This window comes from Micrococcus sp. GPGPB33, assembly GCF_037853785.1.
Taxonomy (GTDB): Bacteria; Actinomycetota; Actinomycetes; order Actinomycetales; family Micrococcaceae; genus Micrococcus; species Micrococcus luteus.
Map to the genome: position 1 here is coordinate 1,613,707 of NZ_JAQMWO010000002.1, position 20,879 is coordinate 1,634,585.

Genomic DNA, 20,879 nt, shown 5'->3' on the forward strand with positions numbered 1-20,879 from the left:
CCCCGCTCACGTGCGGCCGGCCCAGCGGTACTCCTGCTCGGGCCGGCCGCGGCCGCCGTGCCGGGCCGAGCGCCGCACCCGGCGGATCCGCTCGAGGTGCTCGAGGTAACGCCGGGCCGTCACACGGGAGATGCCCAGGCGCTCGCCCACCTCGGCCGCACTCAGGGCGGTCTCCGGATCCGCCCCCAGCAGGTCCATCACCTCGCGCAGGGTGCCCTCGGTCAGCCCCTTGGGCAGGGCCTCGGCGCGCCGCTCGCGGGAGACGCGGAAGACGGCGTCCACCTGCTCCTGGCCGTCGAGGGCGCCGTCGCCGGCCAGCATCGCCGCGGCGGCGCGGAACCCGCCCAGCCGGTCCGCGAACTCGTCGAAGCCGAACGGCTTCACGAGGTACTGCGTCACGCCGTACGCGACGGCCCGGCGCACCACCGGCAGGTCGGTGGCCGCGGTGAGCGCCAGCACCCCGCCGTGGAAGCCGGCCGCGCGCAGTTGGCGCAGGAAGTCCAGGCCGTGCCCGTCGGGCAGGTTCATGTCCAGCAGGACGACGTCGAACGGGAAGCGCCCGTCGGCGTGCAGGCCCGCCGCGGCGACCTGCCGTGCGGCCAGCAGGGAACCGGCCACCGCGGCCACCTCGAAGCCCGGCAGCCGGTCCAGGTGCGCCACGTAGGTCTCGGCCGTCAGCTGCTCGTCCTCGACGACGAGCACCCGGTACGGGCGGGCGGTCATGTCGCCTCCTGGGGTGTGGGCTCGCGGGGCACCTCGACGGTGAACACGGTGCCCGAGTCGGTCGCGACGTCCACGACCCCGCCGGCCTCCTCCGCGATCCGCCGCGTCAGCCACAGCCCCATGCCGCGTCCGGCGGCGCCGACGGGCTTCGTCGACCAGCCCCGGTCGAAGAGCCGGCGGCGGTCCGCGTCGGAGGGTCCGGGGCCGCCGTCGGCCACCTGCACCACCAGGCCCGTGGCGTCCGAGACCACTTCGACGTCGACCCACCGGTCTGCCGCGGACAGGTCCGGTGCGGCGGCGGCGTCGAGGGCGTTGTCCACCAGGTTGCCCAGCACGGTCAGCAGGTCGAGCGGGCGCAGCGGGGCGGGCGCGGTCAGCTCGGCGGACCAGGTCAGCGCCACCCCCGCTCACGCGCCTGGGCGGCCTTCGCGTCGAGCAGGGCGGCGAGGACGTCGTCGGAGGCCTCCTCGTCCGCGGCGCGGCGGGACAGCACGGCCCGGGCCGCCTCCAGCCGGCCCGACTCCACGAGGGCGAGGGCGGTGTGCAGCTGGTTGGCGTGCTCGTGCGTCTGGGCGCGCAGCGCCGTGGTCAGGGTGTGGGCCACGGTGAGCTCGTCGCCGAGCCGCTGCAGGTCGGTGCGGTCGTGCAGGACGAGCACGCGCGATCCCGCCGGGGCGGTGGTCACGCCCTCGCGGGCGGCCGCGGCGAGGGCCGTCGGCGGGACCGACCCGCCGGGGTCGGAGCGGCCGGGCGCCCGCACGACACGCTCCTGCACCACGAGGACCCGACCGCCGACGGCGAGGCTCGCCTCACCGCCGACCGCGCCCGGCAGGGCCGCCGAGAGCTCGGTGGGCAGTCGAGGCTCGCCCGCGCCCTCCCAGCCGAGCAGGCGCGCGGCGGCGTCGTTGTGCAGGCGGACCCGCCCGTCCGGGGCGAGGACCACGACGCCGGCCTCGAGCGAGTCCATGGCCGTCTCCGCCAGCAGGAACTGCTCGGCGATCTGCTCGGGGCCGCGTCCGAGCGTCACCCGGTTCAGATACCGGCCCACGAGCCAGGCGACGAGCAGGCCGACGGCGGCCACGGCGGCCGAGCCGAGCAGGATGCCGGGGATCTGGGCCTGGGCCATGATGGCGACATCGGAGATCTGCACGCCCGTCGTGACCACGCCCAGGACGGTGCCGTCCTCCGGGTCCACGACCGGCGCGAGCGCGCGCACCGAACGGCCCGCCGCACCGGTGCTCGAGAGCTCCACGACGGTGTCCCCGGCGACGACGGCGTCCACCGGCCTCGGGTAGCGGACGCCGACCTGCTCGGGGCGCCAGCTCGCCAACCGCATCCCGTCCGGGTCCATCACGGTCAACCACGAGACCTGCGCCTCGGCGATCCAGCCGTCGATCCCGGCCTGCAGGGCGGGGGCGTCGCCGGCCCGCAGGGCCGAGACGAGCGCGGGGTCGCGCGCCACGAGGGCGGTCACGCCATGCACATGGCGCTCCTCGACGCGCTGGGCCACCTCGCGGGCCTGGAGGTAGGCGCTCCACACGCTGAACAGGGCGATGGCCGCCACGAGCGCCACGTGGACCACGGCGATCCGCCGGGCGATCGACCACGGGTGGCGCATGCCTCTCCTCCCTCGGGCCGGCGACGCGCCGGTCCACCCCCACGATCCTGCAGTCCGTCGGCCGCCGTGACCACTATGACCGCAATCGTGACCGACACCACCCGGGGCCGCGAGAGTGGTCACATCCCTCCCGCGCCGCTGCGGACCGCTCGGCGGCGCCCCACCACCGCACAGAACGGAACGCCCGATGGCGCCCACCCCACCGGCCGAGACCTCGGCCCCGCCGGCCCCGGCGACGAAGAAGGACCGCACCCACTGGCTGTACATCGCCGTGATCGCCTCGGTGGTGCTGGGCGCCGCCGTCGGCCTGCTCTTCCCCGAGTTCGGCAAGTCCCTCAAGCCCCTGGGCGACGGCTTCGTCTCCCTCATCAAGATGATGATCGGCCCGGTCATCTTCTGCACGATCGTCCTCGGCGTCGGCTCGATCGCCAAGGCCGCGACCGTCGGCCGCGTGGGCGGCATCGCCCTGGCCTACTTCATGGCGATGTCCACGTTCGCGCTGGCCATCGGCCTCGTCGTCGGCAACCTCATCCACCCCGGCGAGGGCCTCAAGCTGACGCCCTACGACCCGAACAAGCCCCAGGCCGCGGCGGACGGCACCGTCCAGTTCCTGCTGGACATCATCCCCGGCTCCCTGCCGGTGCTGCCCACCCTGTTCATCGCCCTGCTCGTGGGCTTCGCCCTGCAGCAGATGGGCCCGGCCGGCGCCCCGCTGCTGCGTGGTCTCACCCTGATCCAGGGCGTCGTGTTCCGCATCCTCATGATGGTGATGTGGGTCGCCCCGATCGGCGCCTTCGGTGCGATCGCCGCCGTCGTCGGCTCCACGGGCTGGTCCGCGATCGGCGCCATGGCGCTGCTCATGGGCGCCTTCTACCTGACCTGCATCGCCTTCATCGTGGTGGTGCTCGGCACCATCCTGAAGGTCGTGACCGGCCTGAGCATCCTGTCCCTCATGAAGTACCTGGGCCGGGAGTACCTGCTCATCTTCGCCACCAGCTCCTCCGAGACCGCCCTGCCCCGCCTGATCGCCAAGATGGAGCACGCCGGCGTGGACAAGTCCGTCGTGGGCGTGACCGTGCCCACCGGCTACTCCTTCAACCTGGACGGCACCGCCATCTACCTGACCATGGCCGCGCTCTTCGTCTCCAACGCGATGGGCGCGGAGATGAACCTCGGCGAGCAGATCGGCCTGCTGGTCTTCATGATCATCGCCTCGAAGGGCGCGGCCGGCGTCACCGGCGCGGGCATGGCCACGCTCGCCGCCGGCCTGCAGGCGCACCGACCCGAGCTGCTCGGAGGCATGGGCGTGATCGTGGGCATCGACAAGTTCATGTCCGAGGCCCGCGCCCTGACCAACTTCACCGGCAACGCCGTGGCCACGCTCCTCGTCGGCCGCTGGGTGGGGGAACTCGACGGCGAGCGCGCCCGGCGCGTCCTCAGCGGCGAGCTGAAGTTCGACGAGGCGACCGTGGCCGGCCACGACGGCGCCGCGCACGACCCGCAGCAGTCCCCGACGATCGCCGAGCAGGCCTACGAGGGTCACCCCGACTCCAGCCTGAACTTCACCATGGCCGCCGACGGCGACCGGAACCCCGCCCGCTGACGGAGGCGGCGGGCCCGCGCGGCACGCCGCACCGTCGACCACCGGCGACGCCGGGGACGAGCCTGGACACCGGCCCGTCCCCGGCGTCGCCGTCGTCCTGGGAACGCCAGGCACTAGGGTGGGGGAAGATCCGGACACGCCGACGACGGCGGCCGCGGTGCGCCGCGGCCCGCGGCCGGGCGTGCAGACCACCGTGGAAGGAGCCGGCGCCGCCGTGACCTCGAGAGAACCGATCCCCGTGATGACCATCCACGGCGAGCCCGTGCTCGGGCCCACCGGCCGGCCCAAGCACGACTTCCCCGAGCCCGCGCCCCTGACCTCGCACGGCCCGGCGCGGATCATCTCGATGGTGAACCAGAAGGGCGGCGTCGGGAAGACGACCTCCACCATCAACCTGGGCGCCGCGCTCGCGGGCTACGGCCGCAGGGTGCTCATGGTGGACTTCGACCCGCAGGGCGCCCTCTCGGCCGGCCTGGGCGCGAACCCGCACGAGCTCGACACCACGGTGTACAACGTGCTGATGGAGCGGTCGGTGACCGCGAAGGACGCGATCCTGTCCACGGACTTCGAGAACATGGACCTGCTGCCGGCCAACATCGACCTGTCCGCGGCCGAGGTGCAGCTCGTCAACGAGGTGGCCCGCGAGCAGGTCCTCGAGCGCGCGCTGCGCCAGGTCCGCGACGACTACGACGTGGTCCTCATCGACTGCCAGCCCTCGCTGGGCCTGCTGACCGTCAACGCGCTGACCGCCTCGCACGGCGTGATCATCCCGCTGACCGCCGAGTTCTTCGCGCTGCGCGCGGTAGCCCTGCTCGTCGAGACGATCGAGAAGGTGCAGGACCGGCTCAACCCGGACCTGGAGATCGACGGCGTGCTGGCCACGATGTTCGACCAGCGGACCCTGCACTCCAAGGAGGTCGTGGGCTCGCTGGTGGCCGGCTTCGGGGACCGCGTGTTCGAGACCGTCATCAAGCGATCCATCAAGTTCGCCGACGCCACGGTGGCGGCCACGCCCATCACCCTGTTCGCCGAGAACCACGACGGCGCCAAGGCCTACCGGCAGCTCGCCCGCGAGCTGATCTGCCGCGGCGGCGCGCCGTGACCGTCCGCTGAGCGCCGACGACGCCGGCCCGGTCCCGTCGCGGGACCGGGCCGGTTCGCTGCGCGCTCGCGGCCGGGGGAGCGGTGGCCGGGAGACGCGACGCCGCCGATCTGCGAGAATGGAGCCGGGCGTGTCCGTCTCCGGGCCGTCCCTCACCCCCTGACCCGTCCGCCGCCGGCCCGACCGGCGCCGTTGACGCGCACCCGAAAGGACGCCCTCCCCATGAACTCCCGCAAGCCGCGAGGCTCCGGACGCACCCCCGCCGTCGGTCGACGGGGCGGCCCGTTCCAGGAGCGCGACTTCCAGCGACAGATCGGTGCCCGCCGCGGCGCCGCCGGCCCCCGCGAGGAGGCCCCCTTCGACGAGGACGCCGTGCCGCGCACCCGCGGTCGCCGCGGCCGTGGTGCCGGCGCCGCCCGGGCCAAGGCCGCCCACCTCGACCGCATCCACGACGAGTCGGGCGAGCGCCTGCAGAAGGTGCTGGCCGCGGCGGGTGTGGCGTCCCGGCGCGTGAGCGAGGACCTCATCGCCGAGGGCCGCGTGGAGGTGGACGGCGTCGTCGTCACCGAGCCCGGCGTGCGCGTGGACCCGGCCCGGGCCGTGATCCGGGTGGACGGCATCTCCGTGCAGACGGACGTGACCAAGCAGTACTTCGTCTTCAACAAGCCCCGCGGCGTGATCTCCACGATGGTGGACCCGGAGGGCCGGCCCTCGATCGCCACCTATCTCAAGCCCGGGCAGGAGCACCTGTTCCACGTGGGCCGTCTGGACAACGAGACCGAGGGCCTGCTCATCCTCACCAACGACGGCGAGCTGGCCAACCGCCTCACCCACCCCAGCTACGAGGTCCCCAAGACCTACGTGGTGCAGACCCGCGGCCCGCTGGCCAAGGGCGTCTCGAACCGGCTGCGCGAGGGCGTGGAACTGGAGGACGGCGTGGCGCAGGTCGACTCGTTCAAGCTCGTCGACTCGACGCCGGGCCACGTGCTCGTCGAGGTCGTGCTGCACTCGGGCAAGAACCGCATCGTGCGTCGCATGTTCCAGGAGATCGGCCACCCGGTCGAGCGGCTCGTCCGCGTCAAGGTGGGCCCCATCCTGCTGGGCGACCAGAAGCAGGGCACCGTCCGCGCACTCAACGCGCAGGAGCTGGGCCACCTCAAGGCCCTGGTCGGCCTGTGAGCGCGCCCGCCGAGTCCGCCGCCAAGCTCGGTGACGGCCCGGCCGGGATCCCGCAGCCCGTGCTCGTCCGGGGGACCGGTCTGCTGGGCGCCTCGATCGGCATCGGGCTGAGCGCGGCCGGTGTGGACGTGCGCCTGCACGACCCCTCGCCCGCCGCCCTGGCCGTGGCCGCGGACATCCGCGCCGGACGCCCCGCCCGCCTGGACGCCGAGGGCGACGACCTCGACGTCGCCCCGGGACTCGTCGTCGTGGCCGCGCCGCCGGACGTGACCGCCGACGTCGTGGTCGACTCGCTGCGCCGCTGGCCCGCGGCCGTGGTGGTGGACATCGCCTCGGTGAAGGAGGCGGTCGCCGCGGGCGTGCGCGCTGCCGTCGACGACGGCCGCCTGGCCCCGCAGGACGCCGACCGGTACCTCGGGACGCACCCGATGGCCGGCTCCGAGCGGTCCGGTCCCGTGGCGGCCCGCGGCACCCTGTTCACGCAGGCGCCGTGGGTGCTGTGCCCGACGGACACGACGCACCCGGGCGCCCTCGCGGCCGGTCGGGCGCTCGCGCGGACGCTGCAGGCCACCCCGTACCGGATGGCGGCCCGCGCCCACGACGAATCGGTCGCGCTGATCTCGCACCTGCCGCAGATCGCCGCCTCGCTCGTGGCCTCCCGCCTGCAGGACACCCCGGACCAGGCGCTCGCCCTGGCCGGCAACGGGCTGCGGGACACCACCCGGATCGCAGCGTCGGACCCGCAGCTGTGGGTGCAGATCCTCTCCGGCAACGCCGGGCGGATCGTGCCGGCGCTGCACGGGCTGCGGGCGGACCTGGACCGGCTGATCCGCACCCTGGAGGACCCCTCCGCCCCCGGGGCGCGGCTGGACATGGCGCAGCTGATCGCCGAGGGCAACGCCGGTCGGGCACGGGTGCCCGGCAAGCACGGGGCGCCGCCGCAGGCGTTCGCGGTGGTCACGGTGATCGTGGACGACGCCCCCGGGCAGATCGCGGCCCTCCTCGACGAGGTCGGCCGCACGGACGTGAACGTGGAGGACCTGCGGCTCGAGCACGCCTCGGGCCACCGGGTCGGCATGGTGGAGATCTCCGTGCTGCCCGGCCGCAGGGACGAACTCGTGGCGGCGCTGACCGCCGCCGGATGGAAGGTGGTCTGAGATGACCGAGCACACCCGCGACGACGTCGCACCCGCGCCGCTCGTGGTGGCGGTGGACGGCCCCTCGGGCTCGGGCAAGTCGTCCGTGTCCAAGGCCGTGGCCCGGCGTCTCGGCGCCGCGTACCTGGACACCGGCGCCATGTACCGCGCCGTGGCGTGGCACTGCCTGCACGAGGGCGTCGACCTGGCCGATGCGGAGGCCGTGGCGGCGGCCGCCGTCGCCATGGACCTGGACCAGTCCACCGACCCGGACGTCGAGGCCGTGCGGGTCGGCGGCACGGACGTCACCGAGGCGATCCGCGGCCCCGAGGTCACGGACACGGTCTCCACCGTCGCCGTGGTCATCCCGGTGCGCGAGGAGCTGCATCGTCGCCAGCGGGCGGCGATCGCCGCCGCGGGCCGGATGGTCGCCGAGGGCCGTGACATCACCACGGTGGTGGCCCCGGACGCCCACGCGCGCGTGCTGCTCACGGCCTCCGAGGCCGTGCGCACCGCCCGCCGCTCGGGCCAGCTGGCCGCGGCGGGGGAGACCGGCGTCGATGCCGGCACGCTGCACCGTCAGGTGGCCGGGCGCGACGCCCGCGACGCCACCGTGTCCACGTTCGACCGCCCCGCCGACGGGGTGGCGCTCGTGGACTCCACCGAGCTCGACTTCGAGCAGACCGTGGCGGCCGTCCTGGCCGCCGTCGAGGACCAGGCCGGCATTCCGGCCGTGAAGGGAGGCCGACGATGACCGAGAACCCCCAGCACCGCTCCGGTGAGGACGAGTTCGTCCCCGCCGGCGACGATCAGGTGGCCGAGCGGCTCGCCGCCATGACCGAGGAGGAGGCCGAGGCGCGCGCCGCGTCGCTGCGCGCCGGCCTCGAGGACTACGAGCTCGAGGAGGACGACGCCGCCCTCCTCGACGCGTGGCAGCTCGGGCCCGACGAGGACGTCGACGCGCCCGTGCCGCCCGTGCTGGCCATCGTGGGCCGGCCGAACGTCGGCAAGTCCACGCTCGTCAACCGCATCATCGGCCGCCGTGAGGCCGTGGTGGAGGACGTGCCCGGCGTGACGCGCGACCGCGTCTCCTACGACGCCGAGTGGAACGGCCGCGAGTTCACCGTGGTGGACACCGGCGGCTGGGAGCACGACGCCAAGGGCATCCACCGTCGCGTGGCCGAGCAGGCCGAGCTGGCCGTGGACGTGGCGGACGCCGTCGTGTTCGTGGTGGACGCCACCGTCGGCATGACGGCCACGGACGAGGCCGTGGTCTCGATGCTGCGTCGCAAGGACCGCCCGGTGATCGTGGCCGCCAACAAGGTGGACGACATGGTCCAGGAGGCCGACGCCGCCACCCTGTGGTCGCTCGGCTTCGGCTACCCGTACCCGGTGTCCGCGGTGCACGGCCGCGGCGTCGCGGACCTGTTGGACGCCGCGCTCGAGGCACTGCCGGAGGAGTCCGCCCACGGCGGTCTCGTGCCGCGCGGCGGCCCGCGCCGGATCGCCCTCGTGGGCCGGCCGAACGTGGGCAAGTCCTCGCTGCTGAACAAGCTGGCCGGCTCGGACCGCGTGGTGGTGGACGACCTGGCCGGCACCACGCGCGACCCCGTGGACGAGCTCGTGGAGCTCGGCGGACGCCTGTGGCGCTTCGTGGACACCGCCGGCATCCGTCGACGGCAGCACATGGCCCACGGCGCCGACTACTACGCGTCGCTGCGCACTGCCTCGGCCCTGGACCGCGCCGAGGTGGCCGTGGTGCTGCTCGAGGCGCCGCAGGTGATCTCTGAGCAGGACGTGCGCATCCTCCAGATGGTGCTGGACTCCGGTCGCGCCCTCGTGATCGCGTTCAACAAGTGGGACCAGGTGGATGAGGATCGGCGGCTCCAGCTGGCCAAGGAGATCGAGCGGGACCTGGCGCACGTCGCGTGGGCACCGCGCGTGAACATCTCCGCGAAGACCGGCTGGCACAAGGACCGTCTCGTCCCCGCGCTGGACCTCGCCCTGGACTCATGGGACACCCGTATCCCCACGGGCAAGCTCAACGCGTTCCTCGGCGAGCTCGTGGCGGCCCACCCGCACCCGCTGCGCGGCGGCAAGCAGCCCCGCATCCTGTTCGCGACCCAGGTCTCGAGCCGGCCGCCCAAGTTCGTGCTGTTCACCACCGGGTTCCTGGACCCCGGGTACCGCCGGTTCATCGTGCGCCGCCTGCGCGAGACCTTCGGGTTCGAGGGCACGCCCCTCGAGATCGGGATGCGCGTGCGCGAGAAGCGCGGTCGCCGCCGCTGATCCGGCCCCGCCCCGACGACGTCCCTCGACCACCCGCGTCGGGGGACGTCGTCGTCCCGGCCGGCTCCCACCGTTCGTCCACCTTCGCCTCGTAGCCTGAGGGCATGAGCCTCATCCGACGTCGCCCCGCCGCCCTGTCCCTGGCCACCCTGGCCGCGCTCGCGCTGGCCGCATCCGGCTGCGCGGTCGACGACGGCGCGACCCGGGCCGCGCTGCAAAGCGCGGAGGACCGGCTCGCCCAGGCCGAGGACCGGATCAGCGAGCTGGAGGCGGACGCCTCGGACCGCGTGGACCTGGGGCAGCTGCGCCAGGAGGCCGAGGGCGCCCTCGAGGAGGCGGACCAGCGCGCCGCCGAGGTCGTCGAGGACCTGACGCGATCGCTGCCCTCCGGTTCGGACATCGTCGACGTCGAGGCCCTTCGGGAGGACGGGAAGGTGGTCATCGAGTACGGCCAGTCCCTGCTCGAGGCCGATCCCCAGGTTCTCGAGGACACGATGCGGGAGGCGGCGGACCGGGCGCGCGACGCCATCCCGGACCTGGAGGACGTCGAATTCCGCGTGGGGGACCGAACCTTCACGTTCTGAGCCTGCGACGGGGCTCCGTGAGGCCCCCGACACGCCCCTGCGACGCGCCCGGAACGGCGGATCGGAGCGGCTCAGCGTGTTACACTTCTCACGTGCGCGACTGCACCCTCAGTCATGAGAGGGTTCGTGCAGACCGCCAGGCCCACCGGTACGCCGGGGCCGCGGTCGCTGGGGGACTCTCGGTCGGGTGGCCCTCGGTCAAGGGATGAGGGGTTCACGTCTGTGAAGAGGACGTGGGCCCCTTGTTCACGTTTCGGGGGTGTCGCGCGGTTTGCCCCTGACAACGACGACCTGGCAGGCCCGCTTCCGATTCGCGCCCGGCGGTGCCGGTGGGGTATGCTCATCGGGTGCCGAAGCGCGGATGACCGCGATTCGCCACGGGCTATGGCGCAGCTTGGTAGCGCGCTTGACTGGGGGTCAAGGGGTTTACCCCGCTCTGATCGGCCCGAACAACTGAAAATCCATGCCACGGGATGTGGCGCAGCTTGGTAGCGCACCTGACTGGGGGTCAGGGGGTCGCAGGTTCAAATCCTGTCATCCCGACAGAAAAGCCCCGATGAGAAGCCATTTTCATCGGGGCTTCGTCATGTCTGACGACGGGTTTTTGTTGGTCCCCCTCTGGTCCCCTCGCCAAGGCATCGATGCCGCATCACAGACGTCGGAGGGCATATCTGGCTCTCTGGAAAACGCCGCCTGTGGATAAGGGGACCAAAAGGGGACCAGAGCCCCCGGTCGTGGCTTCCGGCTCCCCGTCACAGTGGCCTCGAGGCCTCACGCCGGCTCGGTCTGCTGGCCTTGGCGGATCGGGCGAGGAAGGCGTTGGCCTGCTCTGCGGCGGATGCGAGGTGGCGGTCGTCGGGGTGCAGGTATCCGCGTGTGGTCTCGACGGAGGCGTGGCCGAGGATGTCCTGGAGGACGTGCAGCGGGATGCCTGCGTCTGCCATCCAGGTGGCTCCGGTGTGCCGGAGGCCGTGCCGGGTGAGGTCGGGCAGGCCGAGATCGCTGACGATCTGGTCCCAGTTCGTGGCGTCCCGCACGGTCGCGGTCGTGAGAGCGCCGCCCTTCGGGCCGATCAGCAGCCGGTCCTCGGGCTCCTTGCCTTCCGCGAGCCGCTCGAGGATCGGGCGGAGCGGGTCGAGGATCGGGACGCGGCGTTCTCTCCGGCCTTTCGTCTGTTTCGTGATGAGCCCGCCTTTGCCGGGGTAGGTCTGCCGTGCGATCATCACGATGTTCTTGTCGAACCGGACGTCACCGGCCTGAAGGCCCGAGACCTCGGATGAGCGCGCTGCGAGGAGGGCGGCGAGCATGACGAAGTCGGAGTAGGACTGGTGAATGTTCCCGCAGGCTTCAGCGAGCGTCGTCAGCGTTGCCATGTCGGGGATCGCATGCGCGCGCGGGGAAGCATCCTCCGCAGGCTGGAGACGGAAGGCATTGCGGTTCAGGCTGCGCTTGGCACGGTTCTTCGCGGGGTTGATCGGGATGAGCCCGTCGCGCACCGCTTCATCGAGGACCCGCACGAGCGGGGCGATGGAGTTCTTGATCGTTGACGCCCCGTGCCGTTTCTCCCAGGCATCGATGGTGCGGTCGATGATCCCGGCGGTGATCTGCGCGACCGGCAGGTGCCCGAGGGCAGGTAGCACCCGGAGCTTGAGACCGTACCCGTAGGTCTCCCCGGTGGAGGTGGGGTCGAGGCCGCGCGCCCATCGGTCGCCGATCGTGGTGACGAACTCGGTGAGCGTCATGGACACGTCCATGCCCTTGGCCGATGACTGCCGCAGCGAGTCGAAGAACTCGTGCGCCGCAGCCTCGTCATCGACGATCTCGGAGCGGATGATGCGGCGTTTGCTGATCGGGTCCGTCCAGCGGGCACGGGCGCGGATGCCGTAGGAGCGACGTTCCAGGTCGGTGGAGATCTTCACGCCGACCGGAGGCACCGGCTTTGGCTGCGCGTGCGGGAGCGGCTCACCCTTCCGGGGCATGGCTGTCCTCCAGCCCAGCCAGCCAGGCGTCGACCGCGTCGATGCGGTACCGGGCGATCCCGCCCAGCCGCAGGAACGGCGGCCCCTGACCAGCCGAACGCCACCTCGACAAAGTCGACTCGGACACCTTGAGATAGGCGGCGATCTCCCGACTGTCCATTAGAGGCGAGACCACGATCGTGCCGCCGGTATCGCTCATGCGACTTCTCCGGTGTTCGGGTCGAGTCCGGCATAGAAGTCGTCCTCGGCCTGGCGGCGCGCGGCGACATCGTCGAGGACGAACTGCACGAAGTCCTGATCCCGGTGAGCGATGATCGTGTCCTCGACCGGGCCTGCCGGGTCCTCGCCGGGCCAGGTGGTCTGCCGGGTCGGGCGGTCTCGGTCGAGACGGGTTCCGGAAGCGGCGACCCAGTCGCGGAGCCGCTGGCGGGCGTCGGCGAAGTCGCGATGCCAGCCCAGCGGCGCGGAGCCGTTCTGCTCCGGGTCGTAGGCGGACAGCCAATGCAGGTGCAGAGCGCTCAGCTCCCACAACAGCTCCGGGTGGCGGTGCCAGAACGGCGGAACTACCGAAGCAGGCAGCCCGTAGGTGCGGCGGAGCCAGTCGACCCAGCGGTTCAGCTCCAGCCACTCGGCCTCCGCTTCCTCGCTGGTCAGGAGGTTCCAGTTGATCGGGTGCGGAGGCTCCGGGATCAGCGGCCCGTCGAACTCCGCGGCCTCCCCGTCCAGGTCCGGTTCGTCGGTCTCGGGGGCGGTGTCGTTCTGGTTCATCACGGTCACCGCCGTTCAGAGCCCGAGCGCCGGTGCGGCGCCGCGTGATTCGCGGCGGGCGCCGACATCGACGGTCTGCCCCGCGGTCTCCTGCGTGACGGCGGGCTGGCGGCGGGTGCGGTCGACCTCGTAGCTCGTGCGGGCGAGGTCGTGGCCGAGCTTCTTCGCGACGAACTCCTCGGACTTGACCACCTCGCCTTCCGGCGTGGCGCGGTCGTACTCGCGGGTGTAGCCCTCGGCGACGAACTTGTCTCCCTTGGCGAGCCGGTCGTGGGCGCGCTCGGCGGTCTTCTTGAACGCCACGAGGTCGTGGAAGGTCGTCTCGGTCTGCGTGAACGACCCGTCCGGCTCCTTGCGATAGTGCTCCTGCCCGATCTTGGCGTAGAACCGGGCATCGCCCCGCTCCGTGTAGGTGAGCTGCGGGTCGGAGGCGATGAACCCCGAGACGGATTCCTGCGTGTGGAGAGCCATTGGACTGCCCCTCTTTCTGACATCGGCGGCGACCCCACGGTGGGGCCGCTCTGTCAGGCAGGTGCGCCCGGCGGCTCCTCCGAGCGGTGCTGCAGCGTCGCCTCGATGTCGGCCCGGTCGTCGCGCAGCTGTTTCGCGTCGGGCCGGTCGGTCCAGGTCCGCAATCGGGTGACGATGGGTGGTGCGGAGCGCAGCAGCACCAGTGCAGTCCCGAACGGGAGGGTGCGGATCGTGTCGGGCGGCATGATCGGCACGCGGCGGATGGAGCGCTGTGCGGAGCGGGAGCCGTGGTCTCCGACCGTGGTGGAGTCGGTCACTTCGTCGCGCTCGCCGATGAGCGTGGTCAGGTCGTGCAGGTCCTTGGAGTTCGACGCTCCGCCGAGGACGATCTTGACGATAGCGGCGTCCCAGATCGCGCCGGCCGCGTTCTCCGACCACTTCTCCCGCGCCTGCGCGAGGCTTTGGAGTACGGGCATGGTCGTGATCCCGGTTCCGCCGCCCTCTGCCATGAGCGTCGGCAGCGAGGGCAAGGGTGCGAGGTTGCCGACCTCATCGAGTGCGAGCAGCAGTGGCGGGTCGAGGCGGGCGCCGGGGCTCGTGGCGGCGAGGCGGCGGGCGGCTTCCACGACGTCTTCCACGAACGCCGCCACCAACGCAGCGGAGTTGTTGGCGCCGGCTCCGGTGGCGAGCAGATAGAGGGTTCCTCGGTCGCGGAGGAACGCTTCGGGGTCGAAGTCCTCGTCCTCGCGCGGCGAGACGGCGTCGAGCACGCGCGGGTCTGCCAGCGCGGCGAGGGCGAGGGAGACGCCTTGCCAGATGGAGTCGCGCGTGCGGGGGTCGGAGTCGATCATCGCCTGCAACGAGTCCGCCCACCCAGTCGCCGCTCGCGGGTTCGCGGTGAGGATCGCCACTGCGTCCGCGGCGGCGGAGGGGTCGAGGGTCCAACGGAACAGCTCCGAGGGCGGCCGGTGATCGAGGGCGGCGGCATGGAGGAGCGCCTGGAGCGCGGTCCTCGTCTTGCCCTCCCAGAACCCGCCTCCCTCGACCCCGCCGGCCGAGAGACCGGTGCCGGCGGCAAGGCCGGTCGCGCGGATCATCGCCGTCAAAGGGTCCTCACACCCGCGGATGGGTGACCACCTGAGCCCGGCGGGTAGGCCTTCGGCGAGGTGCTGGGGGTCGAACACCGCGACAGGGCCGATCTTCTGCCGGGCGCGGAGCGTCGCGGTCAGGTTGTCCGGCCGCGTCGATGTGGTGACGACCGCGCCAGGGGCGTCCAAGATGGCGTTGATGACGATGTGGGCGCCCTTCCCGGAGCGGGGCGGGCCGATCAGCAGGATGCTGTCTTCGACGGACGCCCAGACGCTCGTGCCATGTGAGGCGCCGATCCGGTAGCCGACATCCTTCGGCTGCGGCTGGTGGAGCGAGGGCCGCAGGTGACCGGCCCGGCGCAGCAGCGCCGCCTCCGAGGCGGCCTTAGCGACCTCGTTGCGGGTGGCGATCCCGGCGATGCGGTACGGGTCGGTATTCACTTGACGGCCGTGCTCGCGGAAGAACCGCCACGTCCACCAGCCGGCCACTCCGGCGCCGAGGACCAGCAGACCGGCGGTGATCCAGTACGCCACGGCGCTCAGGCCCGGTGCGCCGAGCGCGGTCGCTGGGTCACCGGGGCCCAGCAGCACGCCCAGTCCGGCTTCGACTCCGCCAGTGGGCTGGTTGACGCCGGTGATCCAGGCGGCGACGGACCCGGCGCCGCGGAGGATGGCGGCGAGGACCGCCGTGCCGATGAGGATGCCGATGCCGAGGTTGCTCAGCTCGTCCCCGAGCGCTCCCGTGGGCCGGGGCGTGCTCATTCGGGGTGGCCGATCGTGAGGGTGCCGGAGACGCGGCCGAGCAGGATGACCTCGCGGGTCGGGGTCCCGGCGAGCTGGTGGGCTTCGACGAGGCCGCGCATGGTGCCGTCCGGGGCGGCATCGCCGTGGGCGATGACGACGGCGATCGCGACGTCCTCGCCGGGAACGAACCCTTCCCCGTGCAGCGCGACGAGTTCCGCCGCCGGTCGGCGGGCCGGTTCTTCCGATGCCGGCTCTGGATCGGGTTCGGTGCGGCGGCGCCTGCTCGGGGTGATGATGTCGGTGAACACGGTTCCGTCCGCTTCGCGCACCTCGACCCGCACCGGGGAGCGGCGCAGGTCGGTGAGCTGGTCGAGGACGCGGGCGAAGTCCTCCCGCCGCCACGGCGGCGCGAACGGCTCCGGCTCGAACGGCGCCCCGTCGACAGTGACGGTCATGCGGCCGTCCTCGGCGATGGTGATGGCGACGAGCGGGAGCACGACCGGCACGGGCTCGGCACTCCCGCTTCGGGATGCGGGTTCGCCCCAGGATCGCTTGTAGCGGGGCCGGAGCATCAGGAATCCTGCCGATCGTTCGGGATTCCTGAAGGCACGTCGAGATTCCCGAACTCGTGCGCATCTGTCCCAACCGCCGTGAGTTCGTTCGCGGTGTAAGTCGGTCGCAGTCTCATATCCATCAGGTACGCGGGCGAGTACGGCCAGTGCTCCGCGGCTGACGAACGTTCAGGATTAGTGCGAGGAGTTCACGATTCGTGAAGGAATCGCAGGAATGGTGAACGCTCGGCTCGGGCTGGACTATCCGACGTTGAGGGCGGCGAGTTGCTGCGGGGAGCCGGTCACCACGAGCCGCAGGTCCGAGTGCTGCTCCTCGATGCGCCAGTCGACGAAGGAGCAGCAGGAGCTTTCGGCCTCGACCAGCCCGCGAAGGCGGGCGATGGAGTCCTCGACCTTGGCGTAGTGGATGGTCAGCCGCGTGTCGGTGCGTTCCGTTTCGAGTGCGTAGTCCTCGTCGAATGCTCGCCACTTCTCGATCTGCGCCTTGCCGGCGGTGGGGGTCAGCGTGCAGGCGATGGGCAGGCCGTTGAGCGGGCCGATGTGGGTCACGGGGTGACCTCCTCGTGGTCGTCGTGGTCGAGGTCTTCGAGCACCTCGAAGGGGGATTCGATGTCGCCGCGCCAAGCCTCGATACCCTCACGGATCGCCAGGCCCGCCACCACGAGCGCGGCGATGGAGTCGGCCCACGCCCACCCGAACAGGCCGTTGAGGACGAGCCCGATGAGGACGGTGCCGGAGAGGTAGATGCACAGCAGAAGCTGCTTCGCATCGGCCTGCACGCTCTTGGAGCGCAGCTCCCGGCCGGTGCGAAACTCGAACCAGGCCAGGACGGGCATCACGATCAGGCTGGCGATCGCGATCCCGATACCGACCGGACTGTGATCCGGGTCGCGGACGCCGGTGAGGGCGAGGATCGCATCGACGGCGACGTACACGGCCAGGGCGAAGAACGCGCCCCCGATCACCCGGACGGTGGCCTTCTCCCACCGTTCGGGGTCTCTGCGAGTGAACTGCCAGGCGATCGCGGCGGCAGAGGCGACCTCGATCACCGAGTCCAGACCGAACCCGATCAGCGCCGCAGACGACGCAACCGCGCCGGCCGAGAGCGCAATGACAGCCTCGATGACGTTCCAGGTGATCGTGAAGAAGACGATGAACCGCACCCGCCGGTGCAGCTGGGCGCGGCGCTCGTCGGTCAGGGCCGGCGCGCTCATCATGCGGTGGCCTCGGTGTCGCAGCAGCCGGGCACGCTGCAGGCCGGGTCCAGGCACGGCGCGCTCTCGTCGACGGCGAGCGTCACATCCACCAGCGCGACGAGCGCCGCCGTCAGGTGTGGGTCGGCGATCTCGTACCGAGTCTGCCGACCCTCGGGCTCGGCAACCACGATCCCGCAACCACGCAGACACGACAGGTGGTTCGACACGTTTGTACGGGTCAGGTCCAGGTCGCGGGCGAGCTTCGCCGGATACCCCGGCTGCTCCAGCAGCGACAGCAGGATGCGCGAGCGGGTCGGGTCGGCCATCGCCCGGCCGAGCCGGTTCATCACGTCCACCCGAGAAGCAAGAGTCAGCACACACTGGCTATACAGCGATCAGTGACCTATTGGAAGGCTGGAAGGATAAGACTCATGCGGACGGCGGTCGAGTGGATGGAGCGGTGGCAGGTGCCCCTCTACCTCGCCGCGTTCGTCCTCGGCGCGGGCATCGGGCTGCTGATCCCGGCGATTGCGCACCCGGCGGAGTTGGCGATCAACCCCGTGCTCGGGCTGTTGCTCTACGCGACCTTCCTCGGGGTGCCGTTCGCGAAGATCGGGCAGGCGTTCCGCGACTGGCGCTTCCTCGTCACCGTCTTGACGGTGAACTTCGTCGCCGTCCCGATCGTCGTCTACGTCCTTTCGCGGATCGTCGCCCACGATCAGGTGCTCCTGATCGGCGTGTTGTTCGTCCTCCTCACGCCATGCGTGGACTACGTCATCGTGTTCACCGGCATCGCCGGTGGAGCCAAGGATCGGCTGCTCGCGGCCGCACCACTGCTGATGCTCGCGCAGATGCTCCTGCTGCCGCTCTACCTCTGGCTGTTCGTCGGAGCCGAGTTCGTCGCCACGGTCGACTTCGCCCCGTTCATCGAGGCGTTCCTGCTGCTTATCGCGCTGCCTCTCGTTGCCGCGGGGTTCACCCAGCTTGCCGCCGCCGGCACCCGCTGGGGCGTAGCGATCCAGGGCACCGTGCTGGGGGCGATGGTGCCGCTCATGATGCTCAGCCTCGCTGTCGTGGTGGCCTCCCAGATCGCCGGCGTCGGACGACAGCTCGGCGCGCTCCTGCTCGCCATCCCCGTCTACATCCTGTTCGCCGCGGTCATGGTCCCGATCGGTGCCGCCGCCGGGAAGGTTGCCCGGATCGACGTCCCCGGTCGCCGCGCGATCGTGTTCAGCGGCGCGACCCGCAACTCCCTCGTCGTCCTCCCGCTCGTCCTCGCCCTACCCGCCGCGTTCGACCTTGCTCCGCTCGTCGTTGTCACACAGACCCTCGTCGAGCTCATCGTCATGGTCGTGTTCGTGCGGCTCATCCCGCGACTGCTCCCCGACGACATCGACACCGCGAACTCACGACCTCAGATACTCTGAAATGGCCCCTCGGCCCGTGGGTTCCCGCCTCAACTGCCTTCAGGATTCGTGATCTTACGTGGGTTCGCTGGTCATGCGGCCGGTGGTGTCGAACGCGGCGAGCTCGGCGGGATGGAGCTGATGCTGCACGACGAAGGAGCGGTCCTTGATCCGCCAGAGCCCCTGACCGGTCCCCAGGCCGGGGAGCAGCTTCTGCTCGGTGCCGGTGAGCCCGAGCGCGAGGGCGGTGGAGCCGAGCTGGTCCGGCTCCTGCCGGTACACGATCCGGGTCTCCGCATTCGCCAGCAGCGACGAGGCGAGGGCGCGCATCGCGGTCCCGGCATCGCCGACGTTGTCGAGGTCGGAGAGCTTGTGGAAGATGAGCATGTTCGCGATTCCGAAGTGCCGCGCCAGCCTCCACTGGGCGTCCATGCGGCGAAGCAGCGCCGGGTACTGCATGAGCCGCCACGCCTCGTCGTAGACCACCCATCGCTGCCCGCCCGCCGGGTCGGACAGAGCGGACTCCATCCATGCGGACGAGCAGGTCATCAGCACCGAGATCAGCGTGCTGTTCTCCGCGACCCGCGATAGGTCGAGCGACACCATCGGCAGCGACGGGTCGAACCTGACCGTGGAGGGGCCGTCGAACAGGCCTTGGAGGTCTCCGGCGACAAGCCGACGGAGCGCGTGGCCGACGAGACGACCGTCTTCCGCGAGCCGACCGTCCTCATCGTCCCCCGTGTTGGGGGTGAGGATGCGGTCGACGACCATCGGCAGGATCGGCACCTCGGCGCTGCGGACGGCGTCTCGGAGGGCGAGGTCGATGGCGGTGTGCTCCAACGGCGACAGCGCCCGGTCCAGCACGGTCTCTGCGAGGGCGCCGATGAGGTCGCGGCGGCGGGAGGCGACCTGCATCGCCCACTCCGTATCCGACACGGCAGATGGCCGGTGGCCCTCATCGAGCGGGTTCAGACGATTGCGAAGGCCGTGGCCGAGGATGATCGCCCGTCCGCCGACCGCCTCCGCGACAGCCGTGTGTTCGCCCTTAGGGTCGCCGGGGACGTAGACCCTGCGTCCGAACGGCAGGCTGCGCGTGTACAGCGACTTCGCCAGGGAAGACTTGCCGGAGCCGACGATCCCGGCGAGCACGACGTTCGGCGCCGTGATGAGGCCGCGCTGATAGAGCACCCAGGGGTCGTAGACGAACGATCCGCCGCTGTAGAGGTCCTGGCCGACGAAGACGCCCTGGCTGCCGAGGCCGGCCTCGGCCAGGAAGGGGTACTGGCCGGCGAGCGTCGCGGAGGTGTCTTGGTGCTTGGGGAGCCGGAACCGGCCCGGCGTCCGCAACGCCGCGGGCCCCGCCTCGCCGGAGGCGGGCAGGTAGCTCGTGTTGCGGCGTTCAGCCTGCTCCGCCTCCCACTTCGCCCGAGCTTGTGCCTTGCGATGCTGGCGGGCATCGGTCTCGACCTTCGCCGCCGCCTGCCGGCGGGCCTTGCGTGCCCGGCGCCGCTCGCCTTCGGGACCGACGAGCACGGCGGTGTGCAGGCGGCTGTCGTCCTGCCCGGTCACAGCGCCAGCCCCCGTCCGTGTGCGGAGGCGGCGCCGGGGCGGCGGGTGAACCAGTCGGCCCCGTCTCGCCCCCGGCTGACCGCGGGGCCGACTGCACGCGTGGACTTGTGCGCGGCGCGTTCCGCTTCCCGCCTCGACTCCGATGCGGGTGCGGAGGCCGGGGTGTCGATGCCGAGGAGCGCCGGGTCGGGCACGGTGTCGTGCTTGCGCAGCAGCGAGACGTGCCCGAGGAAGGGGTTGTAGGTGAGCGTGTAGACGTCGTGGGTGGCCACCTTGTCGAGCACACCTGCCGGGGGCTCGTCGTAGACGTATCCGTTCTCGAGCGCGGCCTGGGTGGTCTCCGCTCCGTAGTCGTGCCCGGCCAGGTGCTCGATCGCTGCATCCGTCCCGTCGCGGTCGATCAGCTCCAGCACCTCATCGGCCTCGGCGCCTTCCAGGAACACGACGCTGACCCACCGCCTCGCCGGGCCGTCCTCGACGGCAGGTGCGGGGTGCCAGGCGATGCGACCGGAGTGCTGGGAGGCGGCGTCCAGCCGCCACTCCACGGTGTCCAGCAGGGTGCCGGCCTGGTGCAGCTCATCGGCAGCTGCGAGGGCCGAGGTTGCGCCGGCGGCCTGGTTCCCGGCGTCGTCGTGCGCCCTGGCGCGGGCGCTGATGTGGGCGGCTGCGAGCTGGTCGAGCACTTGCCGCAGCGACCTGACGCCGGCGAGCAGATCTCCGATCACCGGGTGGGTGTCGGCGGGGCTCTCGAACGTGCGGGTCGCGTGGGCCAGGCCCCGCAGCGCGGCGGACGCCTCAGCGGCGTCCGCGAGCGGGTCATCGAAGGTCGGCATGATCGGGGCTCCTCACAGG

Annotated in this window: 22 protein-coding genes and 1 tRNA gene; 9 read left to right on the top strand and 14 right to left on the bottom strand. The window is 71.7% G+C overall.

Annotation, left to right across the window (positions count from 1 at the left end; all coding sequences use genetic code 11):
* Window positions 1-6 precede the first annotated feature (6 nt).
* The 3 genes from POD19_RS07705 to POD19_RS07715 are packed head-to-tail and all read right to left on the bottom strand — an operon-like array spanning window position 7 to window position 2,341.
* Window positions 7-723 carry a response regulator gene (locus tag POD19_RS07705; RefSeq protein ID WP_063189207.1) on the bottom strand — a complete coding sequence of 239 codons (717 nt, stop codon included), beginning with the start codon at window positions 721-723 and terminating at the stop codon, window positions 7-9.
* Window positions 720-1,124, bottom strand: coding sequence for a sensor histidine kinase (locus POD19_RS07710; RefSeq protein WP_340309413.1), 405 nt, complete (start codon window positions 1,122-1,124; stop codon window positions 720-722). The genes POD19_RS07705 and POD19_RS07710 overlap by 4 nt, the downstream gene beginning before the upstream one ends.
* Window positions 1,115-2,341, bottom strand: a complete 1,227-nt coding sequence (locus POD19_RS07715) for a sensor histidine kinase (RefSeq protein ID WP_340309414.1) — start codon at window positions 2,339-2,341, stop codon at window positions 1,115-1,117. Before POD19_RS07715 ends, POD19_RS07710 begins: the two co-directional genes overlap by 10 nt.
* A gap of 187 nt (window positions 2,342-2,528) precedes the next feature.
* Here POD19_RS07715 and POD19_RS07720 point away from each other — a divergent pair, with 187 nt between their 5' ends.
* The 8 genes from POD19_RS07720 to POD19_RS07755 all read left to right on the top strand — a co-directional run bounded on the left by POD19_RS07720 (window position 2,529) and on the right by POD19_RS07755 (window position 10,777).
* The gene (locus POD19_RS07720; RefSeq protein WP_070709007.1) at window positions 2,529-3,944 is read left to right on the top strand and encodes a cation:dicarboxylate symporter family transporter; all 1,416 of its coding nucleotides are present in this window, start codon (window positions 2,529-2,531) and stop codon (window positions 3,942-3,944) included.
* Between the two features lie 241 nt (window positions 3,945-4,185).
* Window positions 4,186-5,046, top strand: coding sequence for a ParA family protein (locus POD19_RS07725; protein ID WP_036315755.1), 861 nt, complete (start codon window positions 4,186-4,188; stop codon window positions 5,044-5,046).
* Window positions 5,047-5,268: 222 nt separating this feature from the next.
* Window positions 5,269-6,225 (top strand): pseudouridine synthase, encoded by a 957-nt coding sequence (locus POD19_RS07730; protein WP_036383295.1) that lies wholly within the window; start codon window positions 5,269-5,271, stop codon window positions 6,223-6,225.
* On the top strand, window positions 6,222-7,382 hold the full coding sequence (locus POD19_RS07735) for a prephenate dehydrogenase (protein WP_020628100.1): 1,161 nt from the start codon (window positions 6,222-6,224) through the stop codon (window positions 7,380-7,382). The genes POD19_RS07730 and POD19_RS07735 overlap by 4 nt, the downstream gene beginning before the upstream one ends.
* Before the next feature lies 1 nt (window position 7,383).
* On the top strand, window positions 7,384-8,115 hold the full coding sequence (cmk, locus tag POD19_RS07740; RefSeq protein ID WP_002857424.1) for a (d)CMP kinase: 732 nt from the start codon (window positions 7,384-7,386) through the stop codon (window positions 8,113-8,115).
* A complete protein-coding gene (gene der / locus POD19_RS07745) occupies window positions 8,112-9,650 on the top strand; it encodes a ribosome biogenesis GTPase Der (RefSeq protein WP_020628099.1) in 1,539 nt (512 codons plus the stop codon). Before cmk ends, der begins: the two co-directional genes overlap by 4 nt.
* A gap of 104 nt (window positions 9,651-9,754) precedes the next feature.
* On the top strand, window positions 9,755-10,234 hold the full coding sequence (locus POD19_RS07750) for a hypothetical protein (protein WP_020628098.1): 480 nt from the start codon (window positions 9,755-9,757) through the stop codon (window positions 10,232-10,234).
* 469 nt (window positions 10,235-10,703) lie between these two features.
* Window positions 10,704-10,777: transfer RNA gene (locus tag POD19_RS07755), tRNA-Pro, on the top strand.
* 209 nt (window positions 10,778-10,986) lie between these two features.
* Here the strand turns inward: POD19_RS07755 and POD19_RS07760 are convergent.
* From POD19_RS07760 to cmtR, 9 genes are all read right to left on the bottom strand, one after another.
* Complete coding sequence (locus tag POD19_RS07760) at window positions 10,987-11,976, bottom strand: tyrosine-type recombinase/integrase (protein WP_308810436.1); 990 nt, start codon at window positions 11,974-11,976, stop codon at window positions 10,987-10,989.
* A 220-nt stretch (window positions 11,977-12,196) separates the two neighbouring features.
* Window positions 12,197-12,412: a helix-turn-helix transcriptional regulator gene (locus tag POD19_RS07765; protein WP_020628096.1), complete on the bottom strand. Its 216-nt coding sequence runs from the start codon at window positions 12,410-12,412 to the stop codon at window positions 12,197-12,199.
* Window positions 12,409-12,981 (bottom strand): hypothetical protein, encoded by a 573-nt coding sequence (locus POD19_RS07770; protein WP_070708793.1) that lies wholly within the window; start codon window positions 12,979-12,981, stop codon window positions 12,409-12,411. The genes POD19_RS07765 and POD19_RS07770 overlap by 4 nt, the downstream gene beginning before the upstream one ends.
* 15 nt (window positions 12,982-12,996) lie before the next feature.
* Window positions 12,997-13,452, bottom strand: coding sequence for a single-stranded DNA-binding protein (locus POD19_RS07775; protein WP_020624341.1), 456 nt, complete (start codon window positions 13,450-13,452; stop codon window positions 12,997-12,999).
* A gap of 53 nt (window positions 13,453-13,505) precedes the next feature.
* Window positions 13,506-15,302: a type IV secretory system conjugative DNA transfer family protein gene (locus POD19_RS07780; RefSeq protein WP_020624340.1), complete on the bottom strand. Its 1,797-nt coding sequence runs from the start codon at window positions 15,300-15,302 to the stop codon at window positions 13,506-13,508.
* Window positions 15,299-15,856 carry a hypothetical protein gene (locus POD19_RS07785; protein ID WP_051050192.1) on the bottom strand — a complete coding sequence of 186 codons (558 nt, stop codon included), beginning with the start codon at window positions 15,854-15,856 and terminating at the stop codon, window positions 15,299-15,301. Before POD19_RS07785 ends, POD19_RS07780 begins: the two co-directional genes overlap by 4 nt.
* 240 nt (window positions 15,857-16,096) lie before the next feature.
* Window positions 16,097-16,405 (bottom strand): hypothetical protein, encoded by a 309-nt coding sequence (locus tag POD19_RS07790; RefSeq protein ID WP_020624338.1) that lies wholly within the window; start codon window positions 16,403-16,405, stop codon window positions 16,097-16,099.
* Window positions 16,402-17,073 (bottom strand): cation diffusion facilitator family transporter, encoded by a 672-nt coding sequence (locus POD19_RS07795; protein WP_371204940.1) that lies wholly within the window; start codon window positions 17,071-17,073, stop codon window positions 16,402-16,404. The genes POD19_RS07790 and POD19_RS07795 overlap by 4 nt, the downstream gene beginning before the upstream one ends.
* Window positions 17,070-17,429 (bottom strand): Cd(II)/Pb(II)-sensing metalloregulatory transcriptional regulator CmtR, encoded by a 360-nt coding sequence (gene cmtR, locus POD19_RS07800; protein WP_043278786.1) that lies wholly within the window; start codon window positions 17,427-17,429, stop codon window positions 17,070-17,072. Before cmtR ends, POD19_RS07795 begins: the two co-directional genes overlap by 4 nt.
* Window positions 17,430-17,483: 54 nt before the next feature.
* On the opposite strand from cmtR, the gene POD19_RS07805 reads away from it, so the two are divergent.
* Complete coding sequence (locus POD19_RS07805) at window positions 17,484-18,479, top strand: arsenic resistance protein (RefSeq protein WP_101966154.1); 996 nt, start codon at window positions 17,484-17,486, stop codon at window positions 18,477-18,479.
* A gap of 54 nt (window positions 18,480-18,533) precedes the next feature.
* Here the strand turns inward: POD19_RS07805 and POD19_RS07810 are convergent, their stop codons facing one another.
* On the bottom strand, window positions 18,534-20,027 hold the full coding sequence (locus POD19_RS07810) for an ATP-binding protein (RefSeq protein ID WP_070708981.1): 1,494 nt from the start codon (window positions 20,025-20,027) through the stop codon (window positions 18,534-18,536).
* A complete protein-coding gene (locus tag POD19_RS07815) occupies window positions 20,024-20,860 on the bottom strand; it encodes a hypothetical protein (protein ID WP_070708980.1) in 837 nt (278 codons plus the stop codon). Before POD19_RS07815 ends, POD19_RS07810 begins: the two co-directional genes overlap by 4 nt.
* Between the last annotated feature and the right edge of the window lie 19 nt (window positions 20,861-20,879).